The sequence below is a fragment of the Bradyrhizobium sp. UFLA05-153 genome (assembly GCF_054185185.1).
The window spans coordinates 212682-224163 of record NZ_JBBIAM010000001.1 but is presented as its reverse complement, the minus strand read 5'-3'; the positions used below and the strand labels follow the sequence as shown (position 1 = coordinate 224163).

Annotated in this window: 10 protein-coding genes; 4 read left to right on the top strand and 6 right to left on the bottom strand. The window is 64.6% G+C overall.

Going from position 1 to position 11482, the window contains the following annotated elements; translation table 11 throughout:
- Positions 1 to 51: 51 nt before the first annotated feature.
- From Q2941_RS01035 to Q2941_RS01010, 6 genes are all read right to left on the bottom strand, one after another.
- The gene (locus Q2941_RS01035) at positions 52 to 1341 is read right to left on the bottom strand and encodes an ABC transporter substrate-binding protein (RefSeq protein WP_458191300.1); all 1290 of its coding nucleotides are present in this window, start codon (positions 1339 to 1341) and stop codon (positions 52 to 54) included.
- Positions 1342 to 1400: 59 nt separating this feature from the next.
- On the bottom strand, positions 1401 to 2573 hold the full coding sequence (locus Q2941_RS01030; protein WP_458191324.1) for an ROK family transcriptional regulator: 1173 nt from the start codon (positions 2571 to 2573) through the stop codon (positions 1401 to 1403).
- Positions 2574 to 2720: 147 nt separating this feature from the next.
- Positions 2721 to 3851, bottom strand: coding sequence for an iron-containing alcohol dehydrogenase (locus tag Q2941_RS01025; RefSeq protein ID WP_458191299.1), 1131 nt, complete (start codon positions 3849 to 3851; stop codon positions 2721 to 2723).
- A 16-nt stretch (positions 3852 to 3867) separates the two neighbouring features.
- Positions 3868 to 4899 carry a 4-hydroxythreonine-4-phosphate dehydrogenase PdxA gene (pdxA, locus tag Q2941_RS01020; RefSeq protein ID WP_458191298.1) on the bottom strand — a complete coding sequence of 344 codons (1032 nt, stop codon included), beginning with the start codon at positions 4897 to 4899 and terminating at the stop codon, positions 3868 to 3870.
- Positions 4896 to 6026 (bottom strand): four-carbon acid sugar kinase family protein, encoded by a 1131-nt coding sequence (locus tag Q2941_RS01015; RefSeq protein ID WP_458191297.1) that lies wholly within the window; start codon positions 6024 to 6026, stop codon positions 4896 to 4898. The genes pdxA and Q2941_RS01015 overlap by 4 nt, the downstream gene beginning before the upstream one ends.
- Complete coding sequence (locus Q2941_RS01010; protein WP_458191296.1) at positions 6023 to 6925, bottom strand: dihydrodipicolinate synthase family protein; 903 nt, start codon at positions 6923 to 6925, stop codon at positions 6023 to 6025. Before Q2941_RS01010 ends, Q2941_RS01015 begins: the two co-directional genes overlap by 4 nt.
- Positions 6926 to 7153: 228 nt before the next feature.
- Between Q2941_RS01010 and Q2941_RS01005 the strand changes: the two genes are divergently transcribed.
- The 4 genes from Q2941_RS01005 (at position 7154) to Q2941_RS00990 (ending at position 11482) form a co-directional block, all read left to right on the top strand.
- Positions 7154 to 7951, top strand: a complete 798-nt coding sequence (locus tag Q2941_RS01005) for an IclR family transcriptional regulator (protein ID WP_035661089.1) — start codon at positions 7154 to 7156, stop codon at positions 7949 to 7951.
- 222 nt (positions 7952 to 8173) lie between these two features.
- Positions 8174 to 9610 carry a sodium:solute symporter family protein gene (locus tag Q2941_RS01000; protein WP_458191295.1) on the top strand — a complete coding sequence of 479 codons (1437 nt, stop codon included), beginning with the start codon at positions 8174 to 8176 and terminating at the stop codon, positions 9608 to 9610.
- Positions 9607 to 10797, top strand: coding sequence for a sialidase family protein (locus tag Q2941_RS00995; RefSeq protein WP_027521080.1), 1191 nt, complete (start codon positions 9607 to 9609; stop codon positions 10795 to 10797). The genes Q2941_RS01000 and Q2941_RS00995 overlap by 4 nt, the downstream gene beginning before the upstream one ends.
- 1 nt (position 10798) lies before the next feature.
- A complete protein-coding gene (locus tag Q2941_RS00990) occupies positions 10799 to 11482 on the top strand; it encodes an SDR family NAD(P)-dependent oxidoreductase (protein ID WP_458191294.1) in 684 nt (227 codons plus the stop codon).

Below are 11482 nucleotides of genomic sequence, written 5' to 3'. Positions count from 1 at the left end.
CGCCAGAGATCGCCGGCCGGCCCTGCTGCGTTGCTGTCGCGACGACGTCGGTCAACGCGCCCCCTCGACGGCATCGGCGAGGCGGGTGACCGCCTGCTCCGGCGTAATCGTCTTGTTCTTCACGTACTCTGTGATCACGTCGATCATCGCGGCGGTCAGGCCGTTTTCCTGCGCCATGTTGTGCGCGAGGCTCAGGACGGCCTGATTGTTGGCGACAGCGTCTTTCAGAGCTGCGGCGGTCCGCCGTTGACCGTCCGACCAGCCCTCACCGGACAGATCGACATCGGTGCGCACGGGGATCGATCCCGTGATCTGCGAATACATGGTCTGGATTGCCGGATCCATGACGAGCTGGGCCATCAATGTCTGACCGGCCTGCAGATCGGCCTCTTTGCGTTGCCAGAATATGAAGGCATCGGCATTCAACAGGAAAACCGGCTTGGTATTATCGCTGGGGCCCGGCGCGATGACGTAGTCATCGAACTTGAAGCCGGCATTGCGCAACACGCCCTGGGCCCACCCGCCCATGATCAACATGCCCATCTCGCCATCGACGAAACGCTTCAAGTTGGTGGCATAGGGTTGGGCGCCGACGTTGGGGTCCGACCAGTCGGCGATCTTGCGGACCTGTGCGAACGCCGCCTTGATCTCGGGGCCCTCCAGGGCCTTCTTGTCGAGATTCATGATGGCTGCGCGGTACACTGTCGGGCTGATGCCGGCCAGAGAGGCCTCGAATTTCTGCCCATCGTCCGGGCGGGTGCCGCCGTTGGCGATGGGATACGTGATTCCGCTCGCCTTCATCTTCTCTGCGAGATCGTTGAAGTCAGCCCAGGTGACGGGGATCTTGTCGGCCTTGGCTTTGTCCATTGCGCGTTTGGAGAGAAACAGCATGTTGGTGCTGTAGATCTGCAACGGCAGCGAAATCCACTTGCCACCCGGCTTATGCAATCGCGCAAGGTCTGGAGCGACAACCTTTTCGTAGCCGGCGGCAGCGACAAGGGCGTCGAGATTGACGGTCGGGGCAATCTTCGACCAGGCCGCAATCTCGGGGCCCTTGAGTTGCGAACAGGCTGGCGGATCGCCGGCTATGATCTGAGCACGCAGCTTGTTCATCATCTCGGTGGTGAATCCCGGGACGGGCGAGTGCTGCCAAATCCCACCCTTCTCCTCGAATTTCTTGCCGAGCGCCGTGATAGCCGCGCCATCGCTGCCTGCGGACCATTGCGAGATGACGGTCAGTCGCGGCTTGATCGCGCTTTGCGCGCGAGCGAACGCCGGCAGTGCCAGCGCGGCAGCGGATCCAGCGAGCAGACGACGCCTTGTTATTGTTGTGATCGGCATAGCAAGTTCCTCCCGGGTGTGAGCTTTTTGGCACGGCGAGCCACAGGCCTTAGGGCATTTCAGGCAGCCTCCGTCGTCGCGGCCGGCATGCCACCGCGACACGCCAGACAACAGGCCGCAAAGGCGAGCGCGGCATTCGGATCGTTACCGTTCGAAGGCGGCACGAAATCGAGCGACACCTCGGCGAGCCTGCGTCCGCCAAGCAGGCTGGCATCGATACCTTCAACTACGGCCTTTCGGTCATCCTCCGCGAGAAGGGACGGCCAGCCGCTGATGACAACACCAGGACAGGGCTTCACGTTCAGCGTATTGCCGATCGCAAGGCCGAGCCGGAACAACCGGCGCCGCAACTCCTGGCGCAGACGGGACGGAACCGAGATTGCATTTACCCAATCGTCGCCGAGCTGGAGCAAATCCGTTTCGCCAACACCAAGAAGCTCGGCGAGCGCAGGAAGCGACGTATAGGCTTCGACGCAGCCATGATGGCCGCAGCGGCATCGCGGACCGCCCTCGCCGAACACCATGTGGCCCAGCTCAACCGGCCGTGAGGCATTGGCCTCGATCGCGTCGTCCACCCATGCGCCTGCGACACCCTGACCGACGAACACGAACAGATGGGCACCCATAAACGGATAATGTTCGGTGCGGCAGCGATGAAACATCGCATGCGCCACGACCGAGTTCGTGAACTCGACCGGCGCGTCCGCAAACATCTCGCTGAACATGTCGCGAACCATGGCGACGTCACAGGGAATGATCGGATTGTGCAGCTCACTCAACCGGCCGAGTCCGGGAACCGAAACTCCGATCTGCGCAACATCGCCCCCTCGCCGCCGCGTCCAGTCCTGAAGCAGGTGCAGTGCGTCGCGAAAGACCCCGCCGACGGCGTCGACCGTCAGCGTCTTCGGCAATGGCAGCCGCTCGACGTAGCCAAGCTCGCCCGAAAGCGTGCCGACGCCGACGCTCAGCCGCTGAGTGGTCAGCTCGAAAGCCGCCAGCGCCACGGACCTGTCGAGCGACACCAGGCCGGTCGGACCACCGAAGTAAGGGGCAGGTCGCCTCACTTCCTCGATCAGGCCCTCCGCCTTCAGATCGATCAGGATGCGCGACAGGCTCGCCTCGGACAGGCGCACCGCCTTAGCCAGAGGAGGCCGAAACATGCCGCCCGACTTGAGCAGATGCCCAAGAATGGCCGCACGCGTCTGCCGCCGACTTCTCGGCTGCTCCGACATTTCCGTCCCTGTCGTCATTCTTACTTAGTGTAAGAATGTGCGCGCGGAGCGTTTCGACTGTCAAGGCGCCTGCTGACTAGACGTTGGACTTAATGTTGTGCGAGGCAGCAAAGTTTCATGCAACGGACTCGTCTTTCGACGGAACAGTCAGAGCGCCGTCTGGTACATCTTCAGGATCGCATCGCGGCCGAGATCGCGCGGATTGTTGTCGAGAAGGCGGCGGATCGCGTGGGCCTCGTCGGCCATCGCGCCAAGATCATCTGCGGGCACGCCGAGCGCCGATAATTTCATCTCGATGCCGAGATCAGCGCAAAACTTGTAGGCCGCATCGAATGCAGCCGCGGGATTCCTGGTCGCGGGCGCGCCGAGCGCCTCCAGCACGGCCTCCGTCTTCGCTTCCACCGCCGGCATATTGAACGCCAGCGTATGCGGGAAGATCACAGCGCAGGCGAGGCCATGGGCGATATGATGGCGGGTGCCGAGTGGATAGGCCACCGCGTGACCGGCGGTGGTGTTCACCGGTCCGAGGCAAAAGCCGCCATAGAGCGATGCCAGTGACAGCGCGGCGCGCGCCTCGCGGTCCGCGCCGTCCTTGACCGCACGACCGAGATAGCGGCCGACGAGGCGGATGCCTTCGAGCGCGTAGAGATCGATGGTCGGATGCGCCTTGCGGCTGGTGAAGGCCTCCGCGCAATGCGCGAGCGCATCGACGCCGGTCGCAGCCGTCACCTGCGGCGGAACGCTCATCGTGAGATCGGGATCGACGACCGCGAGATCGGCCAGCATGAAGCGGCTCTGCACGGCGAGCTTGTTGCGGGTCGCGGGATCCGTGACCAGTGCGCGGATGCCGCCCTCGCTGCCGGTGCCCGAGGTGGTCGGCACCTGGACCAGCGCGACGCTGCGGCCCGCCACCTTGTCGGGACCGACGACATCTGCAAGCTTCTGCTCGCCGGTGCAGAGCACGGCGACGAGCTTGGCGAGATCCATCGCGCTGCCGCCCCCGAAGCCGACCACGAGATCCGGCCGCGCAGCGCGCGCCACGCCGAGCGCCTTCTCCAGATTGGGCACGTCAGGCTCCGGCTTGACCTCGCCGAACACGGTCACCTCGCCGGGCAGCGCGAGCAGGTCGACGCGCGCGGCGTTGAAAGCATCGGCGACGACGAGCGGACGCCGCACGCCTTTCCCGCGTGCAAACCGCGCCACTGCGGCAATGGTGCCGGATCCGAACTCGATGACTTCGGGGCGGATGATTTCGATCGGTGCAGACAAACTGGTCATGGTTCTCTTTCCGGGCTCACGCACGCGTCGCGCTGGCGGCAAGGCGTTCGGCATATTCGATCGCCTCGATCAGGCTGCGCTCATTGGCGATACCCTTGCCCGCGATGTCGAAGGCGGTACCGTGGTCGACCGAGGTGCGGATGATCGGCAGTCCCAGCGTGATGTTGACGCCGGACAGCTCCTGCCAGCGGCCGGTGGCAGGATCGACCTCGAAGCCAAGCAGCTTGACCGGGATGTGTCCCTGGTCGTGATACATCGCGATCACCGCGTCGTACTGGCCGGCACGCAGTTTCACGAACACGGTATCGCCCGGCACCGGGCCGACGATATTGAAACCGTCGGCGACCGCCTTCGCGATCGTCGGCTCGGACACGTCAATGTCCTGGCGGCCGAACAGTCCGCCCTCACCGGCGTGCGGATTGAGCGCGGCCACGGCGATCTTCGGCCTCGAGAGGCCGAGGCCGCGCAGCGCCTTGTCGGTGAGATCGATAACATAGCGCAGGCGCTCCGGCGTCAGCCGCTTCGGCACGTCCTGGAGCGCGACGTGGGTGGAGACATGGCTGACGCGCATGTTGCCATGGGCGAGCATCATCACCGAGCCTTTGACGCCGGTGAGTTCGGCCAGCATCTCGGTATGGCCGGGATAGTGGTAGCCGGCCTTGTTGAGCGCTTCCTTGTTCAGCGGCGCGGTCACGATGCCGCCGATCCGGCCGGCCTGGGTCAGGCGCACACCCTGCTCCACCGCCTTGAAGGCAAAACGGCCGCCGTCGGCCGTCAGCACGCCGGGCTTCATCGGCTCGCCTTCGTCATCGGCCTGGAGAAAGCACAGGTTCGGCCAATCCTTGTCCGACGCGTGCACCTCGGGAATGTCGAGTTTCGCAGCCAGTTGCACGGCCGCATTCTTCAATGCTGCGCCGCTGCCGATGATCAGCAGCCGGAGATCACCGGTGTCGATCCGCGACCGCAGCTTCTCACAGGCCTTGATGATGATCTCCGGACCGATCCCGGCGGGATCGCCCATGGTGATGGCGAGATGCGGATGGGTCATGTGTCGTGTCTTTCGTTGATCAACTGACTGTCCTGCAACAGCGAGCGCCACAAGTTCGGCGCGCCGAAGGCGCCTGATTTCGAGATTACCTCGACCCCGTCCCAGCGGCCGCCGCGAATGATCGAGCGTGGCAGGCCCGGCATGATGCGCCCGGTCACTTCGAGCGCGTTTGCGCCCAGCGCAAGGCACAACGCCCGCAAGGTCTCCCCGCCCGCGACAATGAGCGTGCCCGGCGGCTCCAGTGCAGCGGTCAGCGACGTGAGTCCGCGCGCGATGCGGTGCGCCGCCTCACCACGGGACAGACCGGACGGGAGGTCGAACTTCACCAGCGCAACGTCTTCCGTACCGAGCTTGCGGCGAACCAATCCGGCGTTGTCTTCGCCAGTTTCCGTGAGCGCAACGACGGCCTCACCGCAAGCCGTAAGCTGTGCGGCCGTCGCAGACTGGTCTGATCCGAACAGCCCGAGGACCGGCTTGCGCAAGACCGACGGCGCGGACGCATCGCTGTCGCGTGCGAGCGCGCCGGCAAGCCCACCGCTGCCGCACCACAGGACCGGCTGCGACGCGCGGCGTCCGATCGCGACGATACGATCGAGATCATCCTCGCTCTCCGCGTCGAAGACGCTGATGCCGGCAGGCAGATCGGTATCACACCGCCCAGTCTGCGCATCGAGGCCTTCCGCCGCGAGTTGCGCCAGCAGATTGTCGCCGACCCGCGACCAGCTTCCGTCATGGGCACGCGCGTATTGCTGGCCGCCGAAGGTGCGACGACCCTGATAGGCGAAAGCCGGAGCCACGATGCAGGACCTCCACGGCCCCGATCGCAGGCACGCCCCGAGCTCGGCTGCCCAGGCGCCGCGCAACATGCTGTCGACCTTCTTGTAGGCGATCGCTCCGTCGCGTAGCAGCGGCGCGAGGCGCTCGACGATCGCGACACTGTCGGCCTTGTCGCGCTCCCGCGTGCCGGTATCGACCGCGAGACACGCAGGAAGTTGCGAAGGCTGTGCCTCCGCCCAGGTCACTTGCGCCCATGTCACTTGAAGCGGTCCGCACACGCCGACGAACTCGGCGGCCGTGTCCAGCGCACCGGTCAGATCATCGGCGAGAAGGCGGAGCGACGGCCTCACACCTGCTCCTTGACGCGACTTGCGGCCAGGAGTGTGTCGGCATTCTCCTGCGACAACGGCAGCAGCGGCGGCCGCATCCGGCGCCAGTCGGCGTGGCCGGTCTCCTGCGCCAGCAGCGTCTTCAGCGAAGCGATCTGCGGGAACACGGAGACGCGCTCGCGCGCCTTGATGATGCGGCTCTGCGCCGCCTCCAGCGCGGCGTCATCGTCATTATAGTGACGGAATACGTAAGCGAGTTCACGCGCGACCAAGTTCGAGGTTGCGGTGATGCAGCCCGCGCCGCCCTTCTTCAGAAGCGGCAGCAGCAGCGGATCGGCGCCTGCGAGCACCGCAAAGCCCGGGAATTTCTCGATCATCGCCGTCATGTTGGCAAAGTCGCCCGAAGAATCCTTGATGCCGACGATGACGTCCGGATAGGCTGCGCGCAGCCGCGCGATCACCGCGTGCGGGATCGGCTGATGCGACATCTGGGGGATGTGATAGAGCACGACCTTGAGTCTGGCATCAGCGACACGCTGAATGACCTCACTGTAGGATGCGAACAGTCCCTCGTCGGTGATGTCCTTGTAGTAGAACGGCGGCAGCATCACGACGGTGGTCACGCCGAGCGAGAGCGCGTGCCGTGTCAGCTCGACGGTTTCGGTCAGCGCCGGCACACCGGTCCCCGGCAGGAGCTTTGACGGCGCGATCCCTGCGCCGACGACGCTCTCGATCAGCGCCTTGCGTTCGCTCGCCGAAAACGAGTTGGCTTCTCCGGTCGTGCCCAGCAATGCGATGCCGTCACAGCCTTCGCTCAGGAGATGGCGACAATGCTTGATGAATACGCGATGATCCGGCGCAAGATCGGCATCCAGCGGCGTCAACGCCGCGCAAAATACGCCTTTGGGCTGAACGTCCACGACGAGAGCTCCTCCGTTGGCATCCGGCCGATCGATTGATCGGAGTCCGAACAATTGTTGTAAAACCTTGAGGAGGTGATTAGACTTCGCAGTCGCGGTCGTCAAGCGAGCAGCCCATGCCTTTCCATCCGGGACGGCTGTCCTCCTGCCGGACCGGCCCAAGTAGAGCGCGGATTTGCGAGGAGTTCCAACTCTTTCCGCAAGACGTCAGACGAGAGGAAACGAACATTGGCCAAAGCCGCATCGCCTGCCGACAATCCCAAGAATTTCGTGAACTCGGTGGCCAAGGCCTTCGCAGTGCTGAAGAGTTTTTCGGCCGAAGAGTTCGAATTGACGATCACGGAGATTGCCGAGCGCGCCGAGATGGACCGCGGCACGGCGTTCCGCCTGGTGCAGACACTGGTCAAGCTCGGCTACCTCCACGCCAACGAGGCGACGCGCCACTATCGTCTCAGCCTGAAGTGCCTCGATCTCGGCTACACGGCGCTCTCCGCCGGCAATCTGCGCGGCCAAGCCGAACCGCTGCTGCGCGAGCTCGTCCCGTCGCTGGGTGACGCCGCCTCGCTCGGCGTTCTCGACGGCAGCGACGTCGTCTATCTCGCGCGCGTCAGCGCCGGCCTCGACCGCCACAAGATCGACCGCAGGCCCGGTAGCCGGATCAAGGCCTACGCCGCAGCGCTCGGGCACGTCATGCTTGCGGGCCTGCCGAAGAACGAGCAGATCGCGCGGCTCGAGGCCACCGAGCGGATCAAATTGTCGGAGCGCACGCTGACGGATCTGAAGGCGCTGCTCACGCGGCTCGATCTGGTGCGCAAGCAGGGTTATGCCGTCTCGGACGGCGAAAACGCCTATGGCTTGCGCACGCTCGCCGCACCGGTGTTCGGCCCCGACAAATCCATCGTGGCGGGTATCAGCCTCACCGTCGACGCCAACCGCATCGATATCAAGACGTTCGAGAAATCGGCGCTGCCGGAAGTGCTGCGGGTCGCCAAGCTCTTGACCAACGCCGTCCAGATGAGCGGCTGATCCCTCTTTCAACCGGGAACCCACTGAACTCGCTACGGCAATGAACGCGCGGCGGGCGCGTCCCACCGCCGCGTCAACACGTGCGCTTGACGGAAGGCGCCCGGGCAGGTCTAATAGGACTTAACAACATTTGTTCGCATTCCGATCAACGAGCAATCGGACAAAACCGGACGTAGCGGGCTTCACAACACCGCGTCCGTGTCACCAGAGGAAACACCATCGATGCAAGCCATCCTCAATGGAGAGAGCACGCTCATCGTCACGATGATCGCCGCCTACATCGCCTTCACGTCGTGGCTCACGATCAAGCTGCGCAGCAGGACGAGCGATCAGTTCATGACCGGTGCGCGCGCCATGCCCGCCGTCGTCGTCGGCGTGCTCATGATGTCCGAGTTCGTCGGCGCCAAGTCGACCGTCGGCACGGCCCAGGAAGCGTTTCAGTCCGGCATGGCCGCTGGATGGGCCGTGCTTGGCGCGTCGATCGGCTTCCTTCTGTTCGGGTTCTTGATGGTGAAGAAGCTCTACAATTCCGGCGAATACACGATCTCGGCCGCGATCGCGCAGAAATACGGCAAGTCGACCATGCTCACCGTGTCGGTGATCATGATCTACGCGCTGCTGCTCGTGAACGTCGGCAACTATGTCAGTGGCGCGGCGGCCATCGCCACCTCGCTGCATATCAGCCTACCCGTTGCGATGTGCATCATCGCCGTGGTCTCTACTTTCTATTACGTGTTCGGCGGCCTGAAGGGCGTGGCCTGGGTCACGATCCTGCACAGCGCCATCAAGGTTGTCGGCATCCTCATCATCTTCGCGGTCGCCATGTCGTTGACCGGCGGGATCGCGCCGATCCAGGCGAAACTGCCGGCCTATTACTTCAGCTGGGACGGCAAGATCGGCTTCACGACCATCTTCGCCTGGACCTTCGGCACGGTTGGCGCGATCTTCTCGACGCAGTTCATCGTGCAGGCGATCTCCTCGACGCCGAGCGCCGACGACGCCCGCAAGGCGACCTTCTACGCGGCGGCGTTCTGTCTCCCGCTCGGCTTCCTGCTCGCCCTGATCGGCGTTGCGGCGAAATTCCTCTATCCGGACATGAACAGCCTTTACGCGCTGCCGGTATTCCTGGAGAAGATGCCACCGCTGGCCTCCGCTTTCGTGACGACCTCGCTGGTCGCCTCGATCTTCGTCAGCGTCTGCACCGTCGCGCTCGCGATCGCCTCGCTCGTGGTACGTGACTTCTACGTCCCCTACTGGAAGCCGACGCCGGAGCGCGAACTGAAGATGACCCGCGTATTCTCGGTCGTGATCGGTATCGTGCCGCTGGTGTTCGTGTTCTTCGTTCCCGAGATCCTCAAGCTGTCGTTCTTCACGCGTGCGCTGCGGCTGTCGATCACCATCGTCGCCATGATGGGCTTCTATCTGCCGCTGTTTGCCAGCAACCGCGGCGCGACCGCCGGCCTGATCGGCGCCGCGGTCTCGACGACGGTCTGGTATCTGCTCGGTAATCCCTTCGGCATCGACAACATGTATATCGCAGCGGCGACGCCGCTGGTCGTGATGGCGATCGAGCGTCTCGTGCTCGGCCGCACGCCCATTGAACGCGACGCCCCGACAGCCGCGCAAGCCAATACTCTCGTGGAAAGGACTTCAGCATGATCGCGGACACCGAGATCGCGGCCGACGGTGTCGTGCGCCGGGCGGCCGGCGATCCCGACCGGTTCGATGCCTTCATTCCGTCGCCCTGCGTGCAGAACCACGCGGCCAATCTGATGCCCCTTGCGGGCGGCGACCTCGGCTGCGTCTGGTTCGGCGGCACGCAGGAAGGCATGTCGGACATCTCAGTCTACTTCTCCCGCCTTTCCCGCAGCGCGACGCAATGGTCGCCGGCCGAAAAGCTGTCTGACGATTCCAAGCGTTCCGAGCAGAACCCGGTGCTGTTCCCTGCCCCGGACGGCACGCTGTGGCTGATGTGGACAGCGCAGCTTGCGGGAAACCAGGACACGGCCTTCGTCCGCAGGCGCCTGTCACGCGACAACGGTCGCAGCTGGGGCCCGATCGAGACGCTGTTTCCGGAGCAGCGCGGCCGCGGCACTTTCATCCGCCAGCCGATCGTGGTGCTCGACAATGGCGACTGGCTGCTTCCCGTCTTCTATTGTCACAGCACGCCGGGACGGAAATGGAACGGCGACGAGGACACCAGCGCGGTGAAGATCTCCTCCGACGCAGGAAAGACCTGGCGTGACGTGGACGTCCCGGAAAGCCGTGGCTGCGTGCATATGTGCATCGAACGCCTTGACGACGGCTCGCTGCTCGCGCTGTTCCGCAGCCGCTGGGCCGACAACATCTATCAGAGCCGGTCCACCGATCACGGCCGCACATGGTCGACGCCGGTCGCAACCGTTCTTCCGAACAACAACTCCTCGATCCAGTTCACGCACCTTGCCGACGGACATCTCGCGCTCGTTTTCAATGACAGCAGCGCGAATGCTTCGACCGACCGCCGTCTGTCGCTCTACGACGAGATCGAGGACGAGCTGCCGCCCGTGATCGCCGGCGACGGCAAAACGGACGGACGTTCCGCGTTCTGGGGAGCGCCGAGAGCCCCGATGACGCTCGCCGTGTCGAGCGACGGCGGACGGAGCTGGACCAAGCGCGACGTCGAGACCGGTGATGGCTATTGCATGACCAACAATTCGCGCGACCAGACCAACCGCGAACTGTCATATCCCTCGGTCAAGCAGACCGCCGACGGCGCGCTTCACATGGCCTTCACCTTTCATCGGCGGGCGATCAAGCATGTTCGCGTGAGCGAGCCATGGGTCACGCGCGCGGCCAGGGACTAGGATGATGGGCGGGAGGCCTCACGCACTCGTGACGGGCGCCAGCTCTGGCATTGGAGCTGCGATCGTCGAACGCCTGCTGCGCGACGGCTGGCGCGTCACCGGGATCAGCCGCCGCCCCGCCCCCTTCGACCATCCGGCGTTCGATCACCTGTCGCTTGATCTCGGCGACGTCGATGCCATTGCGCCTGCCGTCGCAGGCATCGCACCGACGGCGCTCGTTCATGCCGCGGGCGCTCTCAGGGTCGGCCAGCTCGGCGCGCTCAACCATGACGACGGCGCCGCGATGTGGCGGCTGCATGTCGATGTCGCAGAGCGTCTCGCCAATGCGCTGGCGCCGCGCCTGCCCGAGGGCGGGCGTATCGTCTTCATCGGCAGCCGGACCGCATCGGGCGCATCCGGCCGGGGACAATATGCTGCGACGAAAGCGGCGCTGGTGGCGCTCGCACGTTCATGGGCGGCGGAGCTCGCGCCACGCGGCATCACGGTGAACGTCGTCGCGCCCGCCGCAACCGAAACGCCGATGCTCCAAGATCCGACGCGCGTCAATGTGACGCCCAAGTTGCCGCCGATCGGCCGCTTCATCCGTCCCGAGGAAGTCGCGGCCAGCGTGGCGTTCCTGCTCTCGGCGGAAGCCGGGGCAATCACCGGGCAGCAACTCGTCATCTGCGGCGGCAGCTCGCTCTGA

What these genes read in the sequence shown, in the direction of transcription:
- Q2941_RS01035 (WP_458191300.1), bottom strand. Translation starts at nt 1,341, where the DNA reads ATGCCGATCACAACAATAACAAGGCGTCGTCTGCTCGCTGGATCCGCT.
- Q2941_RS01030 (WP_458191324.1), bottom strand. Translation starts at nt 2,573, where the DNA reads ATGTCGGAGCAGCCGAGAAGTCGGCGGCAGACGCGTGCGGCCATTCTT.
- Q2941_RS01025 (WP_458191299.1), bottom strand. Translation starts at nt 3,851, where the DNA reads ATGACCAGTTTGTCTGCACCGATCGAAATCATCCGCCCCGAAGTCATC.
- pdxA (WP_458191298.1), bottom strand. Translation starts at nt 4,899, where the DNA reads ATGACCCATCCGCATCTCGCCATCACCATGGGCGATCCCGCCGGGATC.
- Q2941_RS01000 (WP_458191295.1), top strand. Translation starts at nt 8,174, where the DNA reads ATGCAAGCCATCCTCAATGGAGAGAGCACGCTCATCGTCACGATGATC.
- Q2941_RS00995 (WP_027521080.1), top strand. Translation starts at nt 9,607, where the DNA reads ATGATCGCGGACACCGAGATCGCGGCCGACGGTGTCGTGCGCCGGGCG.
- Q2941_RS00990 (WP_458191294.1), top strand. Translation starts at nt 10,799, where the DNA reads ATGATGGGCGGGAGGCCTCACGCACTCGTGACGGGCGCCAGCTCTGGC.